We start from the raw sequence: 16,356 nt of genomic DNA, 5'->3' as shown, positions 1-16,356 counted from the left end.
CATTTGTTGGAAAATAAAGAAAAATAAAATATAGACTTGAAGTTTTATTCAGAATATTAGAAAATAGTGAATAGGTTGAATTGTTTCAAAAACGAAAAAGGGAGTGTAGGCGAAGTGATTGATCAAAAATTCGATCCATTGCAAGCATGGAAAAATGCTTATGAACAAACCGAAACATTTTGGGGAAAAGCGCTCAATGAAACAATTAAAACAGAAGAATATTCTGCTTGGATGGGCAGCGTTCTAGACTTGAATTTGTTTTATCAAAAAGCATTAAATGATACAACAAAAAGTTATTTAGAACAAGTGAACGTGCCAACGAAAGAGGATATCGCTAGAGTAGCTACGCTTGTTATTAACTTAGAAAATAAAGTTGATAACATCGAGGAAGTTCTAGAAGAGAAAGTGGATTCATTAGGACAAGCTCCTACATTAAAGCGTGATGTTACGAAAGTGAAACAAGATATTCGCACGTTAGAAACGAAAGTTGATCAAATTTTAGAATTGCTAGAAAAGCAAAATGCAGTACTAGCTAAACTACAAGTACCTGTAAAAGAAGAGGTAAAGCCTGCGAATAAGCCAGAAAATAAAAAATGATAATAGCGTTTGTTTATAACGTGTAAAAGAGAGAGGGAGAATCTCTTTTTCATGTATAAACAACGAAACATAATTAATATATGGACTCTATTAGTATGAGTACCAAAATGATTTATAACAATCGCTCACAAATTCATTTAAGGGGGAAAAGAAATGGTTCAATTAAATGGCAAAGTAGCAATCGTAACAGGTGGGGCAAAAGGAATTGGAAAAGCAATTACAGTAGCATTAGCACAAGAGGGAGCAAAAGTTGTTATTAACTATAACAGCAGTAAAGAAGCAGCTGAAAACTTAGTAAATGAACTAGGAAAAGAAGGGCATGACGTTTATGCAGTTCAAGCGGATGTTTCTAAAGTAGAAGACGCAAACCGACTTGTAGAAGAAGCTGTGAATCATTTTGGTAAAGTTGATATTCTTGTTAATAATGCTGGTATTACAAGAGATCGTACATTCAAAAAGTTAAATCGTGAAGATTGGGAGCGCGTAATTGACGTGAACTTAAGCAGCGTATTTAATACGACAAGTGCTGTACTTCCATACATAACGGAAGCAGAAGAAGGAAGAATCATTAGTATTTCTTCTATTATTGGTCAAGCTGGTGGATTTGGACAAACAAACTACTCAGCAGCAAAAGCAGGTATGTTAGGATTTACAAAATCATTAGCGTTAGAACTTGCAAAAACAAATGTAACTGTAAACGCAATTTGCCCAGGGTTTATTGATACTGAAATGGTAGCAGAAGTACCAGAAGAAGTGCGTCAAAAAATCGTTGCGAAAATCCCGAAAAAACGCTTTGGCCAAGCTGATGAAATTGCAAAAGGTGTAGTATATCTATGCCGTGACGGTGCGTATATCACTGGTCAGCAATTAAACATTAACGGTGGATTATACATGTAATAAGGTAAGGAAAAAGTGCATATCCATAGCAGGAATGCACTTCTTTTTTTAGAAAGAAATCGACCGAAAAGGAGATAAAAAAATGACTACATTCGTAACAGAATGGGAAAAGCAATTGGAGTTGTACCCAGAAGAATATCGCAAAGCATATCGCCGTGTGAAAAGAGCGAGCGAAATTTTATTACGCGAACCAGAACCACAAGTTGGTTTAACACCGAAAGAGGTTATTTGGACGAAGAATAAAACGAAGCTTTATCGTTACATTCCAAAACAAGAAAAAACACAGAGGGTTCCAATCTTATTAATATATGCTCTTATTAATAAACCGTATATTATGGATTTAACTCCAGGAAATAGTTTAGTGGAATATTTAGTAGATCGTGGTTTTGATGTGTATATGCTTGATTGGGGCACATTTGGTTTAGAAGATAGTCATTTGAAATTTGATGATTTCGTGTTCGATTATATTGCAAAAGCAGTGAAAAAAGTAATGAGAACTGCAAAATCGGACGAGATTTCTTTACTTGGTTATTGTATGGGTGGAACGTTAACATCTATTTATGCAGCGCTTCATCCGGACATGCCAATTCGTAACTTGATTTTTATGACAAGTCCTTTTGATTTCTCTGAAACAGGATTATACGGTCCTTTATTAGATGAGAAGTATTTCAATTTAGATAAAGCGGTTGATACATTCGGAAATATTCCACCAGAAATGATTGATTTCGGAAATAAGATGTTAAAACCAATTACAAACTTTGTTGGTCCATATGTTGCTTTAGTCGATCGTTCAGAAAATGAGCGCTTCGTCGAAAGCTGGAAGTTAGTTCAAAAGTGGGTTGGTGACGGCATTCCATTCCCAGGTGAATCATATAGACAATGGATTCGTGATTTTTATCAAAATAATAAATTAGTGAAGGGTGAACTCGTTATTCGCGGACAAAAGGTAGACCTTGCAAATATTAAGGCGAATGTCTTAAATATTTCCGCGAAACGTGATCATATTGCTCTGCCATGTCAAGTAGAGGCTTTACTTGATCATATTTCTAGCACAGATAAACAGTATGTATGTTTACCGACAGGACATATGTCTATTGTGTATGGTGGAACGGCTGTAAAGCAAACATATCCGACGGTTGGAAATTGGCTTGAAGAGCGTTCTAATTAAAGAAAAGAAATCCAACTAGCGTATGTTAGTTGGATTTTTTTATGAAAAATGACGAAACATAGGAAGGTGAAAATTACATTGTAGGAGTATAATTATGAAGCTTATGACTGGTAAGTTGTTTTGGAGTGATGGAGTTTCTGTACCTTGTTATCCAATGTTAGAAAATGATATGATATGTGATGTGCTTGTAATTGGAAGTGGAGAAGCAGGTGCTCAAATAGCATATTCGTTAGCGAAAATTGGAATGCGTGTTATGCTCATTGAAAAAAGAGCAATTGCATGTGGAAGCACAGCTGCAAATACAGGATTATTACAATTTGTTCATGATAAATCGTTGACCTCTCTTATTCATACATTTGGTGAAGAGAAAGGGGTACGAGCATATAGAATTTGTTATGAAGCGCTGCAAACAATGGAGAAGGTTGTGCCAACTCTCGATATTGATCCCCATTTTATTCCGCGAAAGAGTTTGTATTATGCTAGTAGAGATGAGGATGTTTCATTTTTACAAGAAGAATATAATACGTTACGCCATTATGGATTTCCGGTTGAATATTTTACAGAGTCTGATATTAAAAAACGTTATTCATTTGCAAAACAAGCAGCGTTATATACAAGCGGTGATGCAGAAGTGAATCCATATTTATTAGCGCATAGTCTTTTGCATAAAGCGAAACAAATGGGCGCTACTATATATGAACATACAGAGGCATTACATATTAAACAAATCCAAAATGATTTAATTTGTTACATGAAAACAGGAAATAAAATCGTAGCAAAGAATATTATTATGGCGACAGGTTATGAACCGCTTTTTGGCAAGAAAGAAAAAAACACAACAGTAGAAACATCTTATGCAGTTGTGACAAATAAGATAGATCAATTTGAAGGTTGGCATGGGCAATCATTAATTTGGGAAACTGCACGTCCATACTTGTATTTTCGAACGTATCAAAATCGCATTATTGTAGGCGGATTAGATGAGGCGTTGAAAATTCAAAATATCGGCGATACGAAATTATTGCATAAGCGTGATATCCTTATTAACATTGTAAAAGAAATGTTCCCACAGTTTAATAATATACAGGCAGAATACTATTGGGCAGCGGCATTTGGTGGTAGTCATGACGGTCTTCCTATTTTAAAAGAAGATAAAAAGATACATAATTTATATTACGCACTGCCGTATGGGGGAAATGGAACTGTATACGGAATGGTATTTGCGAAACTATTTCAGCAGTTATTTACAAATAGAGAAAGTGATGATTTTTCTTTATTTAATCGATAGAAAAAAAGGTAGCGAAGTGATGGAATGAGAAAGATAAAAAAGTTTTTACAAAAATTACGTCCCGTGCAGCTTATCGTTTTATTTTATTTACTAGCGGTAGTTGTATCGGTAATTTTGCTTAGTTTACCATTTGTTACGAAGCCTGGTGTGAAATGGACATTTATAGATGCGCTGTTTACATCTGTTAGTGCTGTAAGTGTGACAGGGCTTTCTGTTGTTACTATTCCAGATACGTTTACAACGGCAGGAATTATTGTTTTAGCCCTTATTTTACAATTAGGCGGATTAGGAATTATGGCACTTGGTACATTCGTTTGGATTATAACGGGTAAAAAGATTGGTTTGCAAAGAAGAAGATTAATTATGGCAGACCATAACCAAGGAAATTTGGCAGGTCTTGTGGAATTGATGCGTTCTATTTTAATTGTAATTATTTCAATAGAACTTATTGGAGCGTTACTGTTAGGTACAAGATTTCTAATGTATTTTCCGACTTGGCAAGAAGCGTATTTTCACGGTTTTTTTGCCGCTGTTAGTGCAACAACGAACGGAGGATTTGATTTAACTGGACAATCACTGATTCCATACAAAAAAGATTATATTGTTCAGATGATTCATATGTTACTTATTATTTTAGGTGCTATTGGTTTCCCAGTGTTAATGGAAGTAAAGCAATTCCTGAGTAAGAGGAGACAGCAACTCTTTCGCTTTTCGTTATTTACAAAATTGACGACAACAACATTTTTTGCACTTGTTATTGTTGGAACAATTATGATTTTTCTATTAGAACGAAATCATTTCTTAGTAGGAAAGTCATGGCATGAAACTGTATTTTATACATTATTCCAATCTGTGACGACGCGAAGTGGTGGGCTTGCTACAATGGATATACGTGAATTGTCACAACCAACACTTTTATTTATGAGTATATTAATGTTCATAGGAGCATCTCCAAGTTCAGTTGGGGGCGGGATACGTACAACGACATTTGCTGTTAGTATATTATCGTTATATACATTTGCAAGGGGCGGGAGAACAGTCCGAGTTTTCAAACGTCAGCTACATGAAGAAGATGTGTTGAAAGCATCAGTTGTTATGACGATGGGGATTTTATTATGTGCTTCAGCGCTATTTATTTTATCCATTACGGAAAATGTACCACTTATGAGCTTAATAGTTGAAGTTTGTTCTGCTTTCGGGACGACTGGGCTATCAACAGGTATTACTCCAGATTTAACAACTGCTGGTAAACTTGTATTAATCGTACTTATGTTTATCGGACGCGTCGGTATTTTGACATTTATTTTAGCTAGTGGTGGAAGAGAACAACCACCTCGCTATAAGTATCCGAAAGAGCGAATTATTATTGGATAGTATGAAACCATTCTACCTATGTTAGGTAGAATGGTTTTTTAGTCGTTAATTCCAAATTGAGGATGCATAAAAGCATCATTTTTGTTATCAACCTCGTTTTTTAGTAGTTCTTGATTTTCTTCTGAAATCCACCCAATATCATTTGTAGGGTGTATCCATTCTTCCCCAGCCATAATGGCAGGATCTACCTCATCACTCCAATTAGTAAGAGGGCTGTTTTCAGAATTATATTTACTATCACCAATAACAACGTCGTATTGATTTACAAAAGGTTGTTGCATTTGTTTTCCCGTTCCTTTAAATGATGGGAAATTCATTTGATGCGGGAGCGTTTCGTCTAAAATTGGCGATTGAATCGTTTCTTTCTCCTTCAAAATAATCGCTCCTTTTTGTAATGATTTGTTCGTATGTAGTATTTCCATCTATAAGCTCTTATGTACTTGTTAACACTTCCCAGTAATAATTATTTTAAGTTGTATCAAACTAGAATAGAAAGTTATTTAGTGAGAGCAGGTGAGTGCGTTGGTAAAAAGAAAAGTAAAACAAAATGCAGCAATTAATAATAATAAAACTCCGAAAGAAAGCTTACCAGATGCAGAATTTGCATTAGAGTATGAAGGAGAAAATAGTGCAAAGTATGCTAATCGTAATTCAAAAAAAGGTAAACAAAAATGAGGCGTTTTTTACAAACGCCTCATTTTTTTGTGGGATTATAAAGGTTTTTTTAATTATTTGTAAATTTCGCATTTATTAATGGCAGAAAAATGCGAAAAAACATAGAAGTAGCAACGTATTACACAAAAACAAACAACAAACAAAAGATTAATGTTGGTTTAATACTGCTTTTACACTAGTTGTATATATTTGAGTTGTACATAAGATTTGTAAAAGGAGAGAGAAACAGTGAAAAAAACAATCTTTAAAGCTGTAGCAACTGGAATGGTATTTTCGTTATTAATGGGGTGTGGTGCAAAGAAAGAAGAAAGTGCTGGAGCAAAAGTGAAAGATGATAAATTATCTGGATCATTAACTGTTTACACAGCGATTGAAGAAGAGCTTGTACCAATTTATCTTGATTCCTTCAAAAAGAAATACCCAGATGTGAAGTTGAACATTGTTCGTGATTCAACAGGAGTTATTACAGCGAAATTGCTAGCTGAAGGAAAAAATACACAAGCAGATGTTGTATGGGGAACTGCGGCGTCTAGTCTATTAGCTTTAGAGAAAAAAGATATGTTAAAAGAGTACTCTCCTAAAGGAGCGGATCGTGTTCTTCCGCAATTTAAAGATGATAAGAAACCAGAAAAATGGGTAGGTAATACTGCATTTATGACGGGAATTGCAGTGAATAAAGAAGAGTTAAAGAAGAAAAATTTACCGATGCCAGAATCATATGAAGATTTAACGAAACCAGAATATAAAGGAACGCTTGTTATGCCACATCCAGCTTCTTCTGGAACAGGATTTTTAACGGTTTCTGCATGGCTACAAATTATGGGAGAAGATAAGGGCTGGGATTACATGAAGAAACTTCATGATAATATGGCAACTTATACTCATTCAGGTTCAAAACCAGCGAAATTAGCAGGTGCAGGTGAATATCCAGTTGGCGTATCGATGGTTTATAGTGCTTTGAAAGAGAAACAAAAAGGTGCACCTGTTGAAGTTGTTTTACCGAAAGAAGGATTAGGATGGGAAGTAGAAGCGAACGCACTTATTAAGAAAGATAATGCAAAAAATGATAAATTAGCTCAAGCATTTTTAGACTGGGCAATTACAGATGATGTAATGAAGTTATACTTCGAGAAAAACGGATTTGCGACAATTAAAAATGATTATAAACTTCCAGATGGATTCCCTAAAGATGTAACAGAAAAGTTATACAAAAAGAATGACTTCAAATGGGCAGCAGAAAATCGTGACAAAATTTTAGAACGTTGGGAAAAAGAGTTTGGCCAAAAAGCAGAACCTAAAAAGTAAGTAAGTGGGAGAGAGAAAAATGAGCGAATATTTATCAATTCAACACATTCAAAAGCAATTTGATGCGTTTACAGCGTTAAAAGATATTTCTTTTACAGTGAAAAAAAATGAGTTTGTTTGTTTATTAGGCCCGAGTGGTTGTGGGAAAACGACGTTGCTTCGAATTTTAGCGGGGCTAGAAGAGGCCACAACAGGTAGTATAGCTGTGAATGGAACAGATATTACAGCATTGCCGCCTGGAAAGAGGAACTTCGGAATGGTTTTTCAATCATATGCATTATTTCCGAATTTAACAGCACTTGAAAATATTGAATACGGCTTAAAGACAAAAAAATATGGAAAAGCAGAAGTAAAAGAGAAAGCGCTAGCTGCGTTAGAACTTGTTGATTTGCTGAATGTAAAAGATAAATATCCTGCTCAAATGTCTGGTGGACAACAGCAGCGGGTAGCACTTGCACGTGCGCTCGCTCTGTCTCCGGATATTTTGTTACTCGATGAGCCGTTATCTGCTTTAGATGCAAAAGTACGTGAAAAATTGCGTAGAGAAATGCGTGATTTGCAAGAAAAAGTAGGAGTAACAACTATTATGGTAACGCATGATCAAGAAGAGGCATTAACGATGGCTGATAAAATTGTTGTAATGAATCATGCGGAAATTATGCAGATTGGAACACCAGAGGAGATTTATCAAAGACCAGCCAATCCGTTTGTGGCAGATTTTATTGGCTCTATTAATTTCTTTTCGAAAAATAACGAAGAACATGCAATTCGTCCTGAACATGTAACAGTTGTACAAAAGGATGGAATTAAGACAGTTGTGGAAAGTATGGAGTTTCGTGGATCTGTATACCGGACGGAAGTGCGGGTTATAGAAGAGAAAACACATCTTTATAATGAGAAAATTGTAGTGGATATATTGGCATCGGAAGTAGAGGCAAAGGCTATTAGAAAAGGAAAGCCCATTCAAATCTCTTTCTCAGAAAATCATATGTTGTCATATGGAAAGAAGGTCATTGTATAGATGGAGATGTTAGAAAACTATAAGGTAGAAAGTACGAAAAAAAAGATTAAGAGAAGTATAGGAAAAGAGGAATGGATCCAAAGGCTCGTAATTATTGGTATGATTCTTTCCTTTCTTATCATACTTGTATTACCGCTATTACAACTATTTACACAAGCTTTTTATGATAAAGATGGAGCTTTCGTTGGTTTAGCGAATTTCAGTAAATATTTCACAACACCAACTTTAGTTCAGTCATTACAAAATACCGTATGGATTTCGGGCGCTACAACAATCATTTCAGTTGCATTAGCTTTCGCTTATGCATATGCAATTGCTCGTACAAATGTTTTTGGAAAGCGTGTATTTCAATACGTAGCATTATTACCATTGTTCGCGCCAACGATGATGCATGGTATTGCGCTTACCTATTTATTTGGTAATCAAGGGTTAGTAACGAAAGGGATGTTTGGTTTATTTGAAGGTATACAAATCCCTTTATATGGCCCAGTAGGAATTGTAATGGCTGAAGTCATGTATACATTTCCACAAGCATTTCTTATATTATTAATTGCTTTTCAAGGCTCCGATTATCGTTTATATGAAGCTTCTAATATGTTAGGAGCGAGTAAAACAAAGCAGTTTTTCACTGTTACTTTACCTAGTGTAAAGTACGGATTAATTAGTGCAATGTTCGTTGTGTTTACACTTAGTTTCACTGATTTTGGAGCACCAAAAATTGTTGGTGGGCAATATAATGTACTTGCTACTGACGTATACAAGCAAGTAATTGGGCAGCAAAATATGCCGATGGGTGCAACTGTCGGAATGATTTTATTAATCCCAGCTATTTTTGCTTTTGCAGTTGATCGTATTACGCAAAGAAAGCAGGCGAATTTCTTATCTTCAAAAGCAGTACCATATAGAATAACAGCTAATAAGAAAAGAGATGTAATCTCATTCATATATTGTAGTGTAATTACTCTTATGATTATTCTTTTGTTTGTTGCAGTCGGTATTGCTGCAAGTGTGAAAGTATGGCCATATAATATGAGCTTTACATTTGAGCATTTTAATTTTTCAAGTTTAACAGGAGATGGACTTGAAGCGTTTAAAAATAGCGTAATTGTTTCAGCAATTACAGCGGTTATTGGGGCGATTTTAACATTTGTATTCGCATATGCAATTGAGAAAATAGATCAGCTACAATTTTTCCGGAAAACAGGTTACTTTTTCTCTATCGTACCTTTGGCGATTCCAGGTTTAGTGCTTGGGTTAGGATACGTCTTTTTCTTTAGTCAACCAACGATTCAAATCCTTGGACTTTCAGTAACGAATCCGTTTCATTCCTTATATGGCACAATTGCCGTTTTAGTATTAGTAAATATCATTCATTTTTACTCTGTAACATTCGTTACGGCAACGACCGCTTTAAAGAAACTAGATCGAGAGTTTGAACTTGTTTCGCAGTCTATGGGCATTCCGTTTTATAAAACATTCCTTCGAGTAACAGTCCCGATGTGTTTACCAGCAATTTTAGAAATGGTTATGTACTACTTCGTAAATTCAATGGTAACCGTATCGGCAGTTGTTTTCTTGTACGCAGCTGATTTTAAACTAGCTGCTGTATCAATTGTAAATATGGATGATGCAGGAAATGTGGCACCAGCGGCTGCGATGAGCGTACTCATTGTTGTTACAAATATTGTAGTGAGAGTTTTATATGAATGGGGAACGAAAGCTCTTCGTAACCGAACGTCGCAATGGCAAAAAAGATAAGTAAGAAAGGTGATGGATAAAATGAAAATGGAAGCAGTTATTTTTGATTGGGCAGGTACGACAGTTGATTACGGATGTTTTGCACCACTGGAAGTATTTATGGAGATTTTTTATAAACGTGGTGTTGAAATTACAGCTGAAGAAGCTCGTAAGCCAATGGGATTATTAAAAATAGATCATGTAAGGGCACTAACAGAGATGCCTCGTATTGCGAGTGAGTGGAATCGTGTCTTCGGACAATTACCAACAGAAGCAGACATTCATGAGATGTATGAAGAATTTGAAGAAATTCTCTTCGCCATTTTACCGCGCTATGCGTTGCCGATTAATGGAGTAAAAGAAGTGATTGCTTCATTACGAGAAAAAGGCATTAAAATTGGTTCAACAACTGGTTATACAAGAGGAATGATGGACATTGTAGCAAAGGGAGCAGCATTACAAGGATATAAACCTGATTTTCTCGTTACGCCAGATGATGTTCCAGCAGGTCGTCCATACCCGTGGATGTGCTATAAAAATGCGATGGAACTTGGTGTATATCCAATGAATCATATGATGAAAGTTGGAGACACGGTATCAGATATGAAAGAGGGAAGAAATGCTGGAATGTGGACAGTTGGTGTAATTCTTGGCAGTAGTGAGCTCGGTTTAACGGAAGAGGAAGTTGAAAATATGAATCCGGTAGAGCTTCGCGAAAAAATGGAAGTGGTTCGTAATCGTTTCATTGAAAACGGGGCACACTTTACGATTGAAACGATGCAGGAACTCGAAAACGTAATTGAACATATCGAGAAACAAGAACTTATTATTTCATAAAAGGGGCACGGGATCATGAATGAAAATCACTATTTATTACTAACGCCAGGACCATTAACGACAACAAAAACTGTAAAAGAAGTTATGTTATATGATTGGTGTACGTGGGATGTTGAATATAATACGATGGTGCAAGATGTAAGAAATAGACTTGTATCATTGGCAACAAAGGAAGAAGAGAAATATACAACTGTTTTAATGCAAGGAAGCGGTACGTTTTCAGTTGAATCTGTAATTGGTTCTGTTGTTCCTAAAAACGGAAAGCTTCTCGTTTGTACAAATGGTGCGTACGGTAAGCGAATTGTGCAAATGGCAGAGATGTTACATATAGATGTGGTGGTCAATCAAACAGAAGAGTGGGAGCCAACTAATATTATAGAAGTAGAAAAGTTATTGCAACAAGATAAAGAGATTACTCATATTGCAGTTGTTCATTGTGAAACAACAACAGGTATTATTAATCCAATTGTAGATGTATGCAAATTAGGGAAGCAATACGGAAAAGTTACACTGGTTGATGCAATGAGTAGTTTCGGTGGTATTGAAATAGATATTGCTGATTTGCAAATTGATTTTCTAATTAGTAGTGCGAATAAATGTATTCAAGGTGTTCCTGGATTCGGCTTTGTCATCGCAAAACGTGATGAACTATTGAAATGTAAAGGGCAAGCCCGTTCTTTATCATTGGATTTATATGATCAGTGGGAAACGATGGAAGAACAAAATGGGAAATGGCGTTTTACTTCACCAACTCATATTGTACGTGCTTTTTATCAGGCGTTGCTTGAATTAGAAGAAGAAGGCGGAGTAAGAGCACGTTACAATCGATATTATAATAATCAAAAACTATTAGTGAACAGAATGAAAGAAATCGGCTTTAAGCCATTAGTAGATGAAAAATATCAATCTCCTATTATTACATCTTTCATTTATCCAGAAGGGGAATTCGAGTTTCAACGATTATATAACGAATTAAAGCGTGATGGCTTTGTTATTTACCCTGGGAAAATTTCGAAAGTAGATACGTTCCGCATTGGAAATATCGGTGATGTACATGAAGAAGATATTAATCGTTTAGTTGATAGTATTGCTAAAGGAGTTGTTATAGGTTGAAAGTATTTTGCTTAGGTGGAGCAGGTAAAATATGTCGTGAAGCAATTTTGGATTTAGTTCAATTTTCATCATTTGAGACGATTACAGTAGCCGATTTTAATGAAGAAGAGGGTCGTAAAGTAGTAGAGTGGTTAAATGATCCTCGTGTTGATTTTGTAAAAGTCGATGTGACAAATCATGAGGATACGGTCGCAAAAATGAAAGGCTATGACATTGTAATGGATGGCACGACGATAAAGTTAAATGGACTGTCTACGCGCTGTATTGCGGAAGCAGGGTGTCACGGTGTGAACTTGAATGGATTTGGTGAAGAAAATGAATCGCATTCGATATTTGTTCAAAATGAAAAAACGTGTTTACCTGGTTTTGGTATGACGCCAGGTGTAACGCAAATGATGGCAATGCATGCAGCAAATCAGCTAGATAGTGTAGAATCAGTTCGTGTAAGTCACGGTTCGTATCGTCCAATTGCTTTTTCAGCATCAATTACAGAGACAACGACATATGAATATGATCCGCATTTACCATCGCGTACAGTGTATGAAGACGGTGAGTTTAAGCAAGTGCCTCCGTTTGCGCGCCCAAGAGAAATTGAATTGCCAGCGCCTTACGGTAAAACAACACAGTATATAATCCCGCATTCTGAAACGATTACGTTAGCAAAAGCACTAGAAAATAAAGGTGTTAAACTGATTGAAACAAGAGGAACTTGGCCAAAGCAAAATATGCAGCTCGTACGTGCCTTATATGATTACGGTATTTTACGTAATGATCAGATTGAAATAGACGGTAAAGAAATTGGTATTATGGATTGTATTTCGAAATATTTACTACAATCGAAAGAAGGACAAGAAACAGAAATTTATGGTTATGCACTTCATGTAGAAGTAATAGGTATGAAAAATAATGAGAAACAGCGACATGTTTTATATCATACACACCCGCTATCTGATGGATCAATCAAAGGATGGGAAGAATTAAGAGCCTATACGAGGAACGTCGGTATTCCATTTGGGATTGCTACAGAGCTAATTGCAAATGGAAATGTAAATAAAGTTGGTGTTGTTACGCCTGAAGAAGCTTTCGAAAATCCACAAATAATTTTCGATGAACTAGAAAAGCGCGGTATTCATATTCATGAAGAAGTTTTTACTGAAAAAGAGAATTATAACTTTGTATAAGCAAAGAATTTCATGAGGTAGATATAAATGGGGTGAAGCTATGTCTGTAGTAGGAGAAGAAAGAAAGCGAAACATTCTTGAAAAGGTAGAGTTTAAAGGGAAAGTGAAAGTTTCGGAGTTAGCGAGAGAGTTTGCAGTATCAACAGAAACAATTCGCCGTTATTTAGAAGAATTAGATCGTGAAAAAAAGCTGAAGAAAGTGTATGGAGGAGCTGTTCAACTTCCAGGAGCTGGGGTAGAGGCACCGATGTTAGAAAGAGAGATGCTGCATATAGAAGAGAAGAAAAGAATTGGTTATAAAGCAGCGACATTTGTGGAAGATGGTGATGTCATTGCCATTGATGATGGGAGCACACCACTTCAAATGGTTCCATACCTTGTTCATCGCAAAAACTTAACAATTGTAACAAGTTCATTTCCAGTAGCAACACAATTAATTTCTTCTATTAATAAAAAGATGTTTCATGGTGAAGTTCTATTTATTGGCGGAAAAGTATCTCCAAAGCATTCACGTGTGTCAGGATCTATTTCCCAGCAAGTTATCCATCAATTTCATTTTCATAAAGCGTTCGTTTCGATTGATGGATTGTTACCAAGTTTTGGGGTTTCCAGCTTTGAATTAGAAAAAGCGAAACTGTCAGAAGCGATGATTAAACTAGCTGAGAAAACATATATTTTATGTGATCATACAAAGGTAGGCGTAAAAGGGAATTATAGAATAGCGGGATTTTCTCGTATTCAACATGTCATTTGTGATAAGAAAATGCCATATAGTTTTGAAGAAGAAGCTAAAAAGCATAATATTCAATGGACTGTTTGCTAGCAATCCAGCTTTCATGGATAGTTGGAATCACTTAACATAAATTTTGATATGATTTTGAATAGTGGGAGAAAAGATTTGTATTCGTGCAAAAAGTGGACACATTTTCTCATTTCCTTCATATAATTTACCAATAGAAAAAAAGTTGGCTGGAGGAAAGAGGGGACGGGAATGTCGGAACGGATATATAATAAACTTGTATTGTACACGAATATTTTGCAAAAAATCGGTGTTATTAATGAAAAAGAAAAAAGTGAAATTCTTCATACGATAGGTAAGAAGGCCCTTTGAATAAAGGGCTTTTTATTTTTTATAGCCGGAAATATAAATTTAATGTAATTAAAAAATGTAACATATTTAACTTTAGCAGGTAATCAAATTGAAGATGTGACATCACTTGCTAAAATGAATCATCTTAAAGTATTAGATTTACCTAGTAATGAGTTAAAGGATATTACGCCATTATCAAATTTAGTAAACTTACAAAAACTTGATTTAGAAGCAAATTATATTTCGGACTTATTGCCAATTAGTCAGTTGAAAAAGTTAGTATTGGTAAGTTTTGTTGCGAATGAAATTCGTGATGTTAGGCCAGTTATAGAACTAAGTAAGAAAGCTTACATTAATGTTCAAAATCAAAAAGTCTTTTTAGGTGATGATTTCGTAACGCGTGAACAATATGCGCATTTTTTATATAATGCAATAACTAAATGATAAATGAGAAAAATACGTTATTCTTTAATAAGAAGAATAACGTATTTTTTATATGTACAAGATTAAGTAGGTAATAGACAGGAGTGTTTACATGTGAGTCGCCTATTTTTACGAGGAGTGGTGAAACCGTATTGACAAAAAGGCTTTCTCATGTGATAATTCAATTAAATTTTTAGAATAATCAAAAAATACTCCTTTTACATAGAAAGGATTTGAACATTATATTAATATTACGCCGGGGGTGACGAAATGTTATTTTTTCTGAAGAAATGGAATGAATTAAAAGATGTGAAAGCAGAGTTGGCACTTCGCGATTGGTTTTATGGCACAAAAATTAGTTTATCGATGTGTACGTCAAAAGAGCCATTAACATTTTTAGTGAATGTAGAAGGAAGAGATAAAGGGTTATTTTCGGAAGAGGATTTTATCGTTGTAAATTGCATGTGTGAGCCAGTATTTGAGAACGAAGAAAAGCCAGCTTCAGAATCTTTTATGCACGCGGATATTTATAAAAAAAGCAGTGCGGAATGTATTTTACAAGTGCAAACTGTAGATAGCCATTTAATGTCAGAGTTATATGGGAAAGAAGGAGAAGTAACATTCGAGAAACGTAGCGTGGAACGTGTTTTTGGAAAAGAAGGTATTACAGAAATGACAATTCCAATTGTAGAAGATGAAAAAAAATTCGCTAATTTATTAGAAAGTAATGTTCCGAATTTTGTTGAAGGCGGTGGGGTAGTTCTTGTTCATAATTACGGAATGATTGTGTGGGGGAAAACTCCAGAAGAAACGAAAAAATGGTTGGAAGGTATAGAGTATTTAATGAACTATCACGTAAAGCTTTTGATGATAAAAGGGGCAAAGAGTTCTGTGATATAAAAAATTATTAACAATGGTTATCATTCCAAATAAATGAAAGCGTTTTAAAAATAATTTTACTCATAAAATATAGGTCTCCTTATTATATATAGATTACATGTTGACATGTAAGGAGGAACATATTTTGCGAGTTAAATATCATTTTCTGCCGAAACAGCAGGTTACCTTTTGCAAAATGAATGATTCCGGTGAACGGGCATTGCAAATTATGAATGAAACGGGATTTCGAGCAATCCCTGTATTAGCAGAAGATGAGAAGAAATTCACAGGGATTATTTATAAAGTAGACCTTTTAGAAAAGAAGTGTAATAGCGGATTAGAACATGTAAGTACGGGAGATGTGCTAGAGGATTCATATGCGTTTATTTTTGAAAAGGATTCTTTTTTCAGAGCTTTTTATGTTATTCGTCGTCTTCCATTTTTAGCGGTTTTAAATGATTATAATGAATTTGTTGGTATTTTAACACATTCTAATGTATTTGATGTTATTGAAGATTCGTTCGGTATGCGAACGGGTGGGTATATATTAACGATTGCAACACAAGATTGTAAGGGAACGATTAAAGAAATTGGGACATTGTTAAAGGCATACAATATCGGTGGAATGTTTACTTTAGATAACGGTGATCAATATATTCGCCGTGTTATCGTAAATATATCAGATGAGTTAAATGAAAAAACATTAAAACAATTAATTGGAAGAATAGAGAAAAAGGGATTTCGGGTGAGTCACGTAGATTATATTTAAAT

General features: G+C 35.1%; 16 protein-coding genes and 1 pseudogene. 16 read left to right on the top strand and 1 reads right to left on the bottom strand.

Features of this window, described 5'->3' with window-relative positions:
- Positions 1–114 precede the first annotated feature (114 nt).
- The 5 genes from phaR (at position 115) to ACTFQM_RS08835 (ending at position 5,324) form a co-directional block, all read left to right on the top strand.
- Positions 115–597, top strand: a complete 483-nt coding sequence (gene phaR / locus ACTFQM_RS08855; protein WP_000566960.1) for a polyhydroxyalkanoic acid synthase subunit PhaR — start codon at positions 115–117, stop codon at positions 595–597.
- Between the two features lie 153 nt (positions 598–750).
- On the top strand, positions 751–1,494 hold the full coding sequence (locus ACTFQM_RS08850; RefSeq protein WP_000250412.1) for an acetoacetyl-CoA reductase: 744 nt from the start codon (positions 751–753) through the stop codon (positions 1,492–1,494).
- Between the two features lie 82 nt (positions 1,495–1,576).
- The gene (gene phaC, locus ACTFQM_RS08845; protein ID WP_002170962.1) at positions 1,577–2,662 is read left to right on the top strand and encodes a class III poly(R)-hydroxyalkanoic acid synthase subunit PhaC; all 1,086 of its coding nucleotides are present in this window, start codon (positions 1,577–1,579) and stop codon (positions 2,660–2,662) included.
- A 94-nt stretch (positions 2,663–2,756) separates the two neighbouring features.
- Complete coding sequence (locus tag ACTFQM_RS08840) at positions 2,757–3,950, top strand: NAD(P)/FAD-dependent oxidoreductase (protein WP_440034070.1); 1,194 nt, start codon at positions 2,757–2,759, stop codon at positions 3,948–3,950.
- A 24-nt stretch (positions 3,951–3,974) separates the two neighbouring features.
- On the top strand, positions 3,975–5,324 hold the full coding sequence (locus ACTFQM_RS08835) for a TrkH family potassium uptake protein (RefSeq protein WP_002170964.1): 1,350 nt from the start codon (positions 3,975–3,977) through the stop codon (positions 5,322–5,324).
- A 38-nt stretch (positions 5,325–5,362) separates the two neighbouring features.
- On the opposite strand, the gene ACTFQM_RS08830 is transcribed toward ACTFQM_RS08835, so the two are convergent.
- Positions 5,363–5,746, bottom strand: a complete 384-nt coding sequence (locus ACTFQM_RS08830) for a DUF3905 domain-containing protein (RefSeq protein WP_440034069.1) — start codon at positions 5,744–5,746, stop codon at positions 5,363–5,365.
- 100 nt (positions 5,747–5,846) lie between these two features.
- Between ACTFQM_RS08830 and ACTFQM_RS08825 the strand changes: the two genes are divergently transcribed.
- The 11 genes and pseudogenes from ACTFQM_RS08825 to cbpA all read left to right on the top strand — a co-directional run bounded on the left by ACTFQM_RS08825 (position 5,847) and on the right by cbpA (position 16,354).
- Complete coding sequence (locus ACTFQM_RS08825) at positions 5,847–5,999, top strand: hypothetical protein (protein ID WP_000240799.1); 153 nt, start codon at positions 5,847–5,849, stop codon at positions 5,997–5,999.
- Between the two features lie 228 nt (positions 6,000–6,227).
- Complete coding sequence (locus ACTFQM_RS08820; RefSeq protein WP_025150987.1) at positions 6,228–7,304, top strand: putative 2-aminoethylphosphonate ABC transporter substrate-binding protein; 1,077 nt, start codon at positions 6,228–6,230, stop codon at positions 7,302–7,304.
- Positions 7,305–7,323: 19 nt separating this feature from the next.
- Positions 7,324–8,325 carry a putative 2-aminoethylphosphonate ABC transporter ATP-binding protein gene (locus ACTFQM_RS08815; protein ID WP_002170967.1) on the top strand — a complete coding sequence of 334 codons (1,002 nt, stop codon included), beginning with the start codon at positions 7,324–7,326 and terminating at the stop codon, positions 8,323–8,325.
- The gene (locus tag ACTFQM_RS08810) at positions 8,326–10,083 is read left to right on the top strand and encodes a putative 2-aminoethylphosphonate ABC transporter permease subunit (RefSeq protein ID WP_178940501.1); all 1,758 of its coding nucleotides are present in this window, start codon (positions 8,326–8,328) and stop codon (positions 10,081–10,083) included.
- 21 nt (positions 10,084–10,104) lie between these two features.
- The gene (gene phnX, locus ACTFQM_RS08805; RefSeq protein WP_440034068.1) at positions 10,105–10,899 is read left to right on the top strand and encodes a phosphonoacetaldehyde hydrolase; all 795 of its coding nucleotides are present in this window, start codon (positions 10,105–10,107) and stop codon (positions 10,897–10,899) included.
- 15 nt (positions 10,900–10,914) lie between these two features.
- Entirely contained in the window at positions 10,915–12,012 is a 1,098-nt protein-coding gene (gene phnW, locus ACTFQM_RS08800; protein ID WP_440034067.1) for a 2-aminoethylphosphonate--pyruvate transaminase, read from the top strand.
- Positions 12,009–13,193 (top strand): saccharopine dehydrogenase family protein, encoded by a 1,185-nt coding sequence (locus ACTFQM_RS08795; RefSeq protein ID WP_440034066.1) that lies wholly within the window; start codon positions 12,009–12,011, stop codon positions 13,191–13,193. The genes phnW and ACTFQM_RS08795 overlap by 4 nt, the downstream gene beginning before the upstream one ends.
- 40 nt (positions 13,194–13,233) lie before the next feature.
- The gene (locus tag ACTFQM_RS08790) at positions 13,234–14,016 is read left to right on the top strand and encodes a DeoR/GlpR family DNA-binding transcription regulator (protein ID WP_002170972.1); all 783 of its coding nucleotides are present in this window, start codon (positions 13,234–13,236) and stop codon (positions 14,014–14,016) included.
- Between the two features lie 351 nt (positions 14,017–14,367).
- Positions 14,368–14,688: pseudogene (locus tag ACTFQM_RS08785) on the top strand (leucine-rich repeat domain-containing protein); the annotation flags it as partial.
- A gap of 288 nt (positions 14,689–14,976) precedes the next feature.
- Entirely contained in the window at positions 14,977–15,606 is a 630-nt protein-coding gene (locus ACTFQM_RS08780; protein ID WP_025150981.1) for a class II aldolase/adducin family protein, read from the top strand.
- Positions 15,607–15,730: 124 nt separating this feature from the next.
- Positions 15,731–16,354 (top strand): cyclic di-AMP binding protein CbpA, encoded by a 624-nt coding sequence (gene cbpA / locus ACTFQM_RS08775; RefSeq protein WP_025150980.1) that lies wholly within the window; start codon positions 15,731–15,733, stop codon positions 16,352–16,354.
- Positions 16,355–16,356 lie beyond the last annotated feature (2 nt).

This window comes from Bacillus cereus group sp. MYBK30-2, assembly GCF_051915945.1.
Lineage (GTDB): Bacteria > Bacillota > Bacilli > Bacillales > Bacillaceae_G > Bacillus_A > Bacillus_A paramycoides.
The sequence above is the reverse complement of the archived record's forward strand: the minus strand, read 5'-3'. Positions and strand labels throughout refer to the sequence as shown.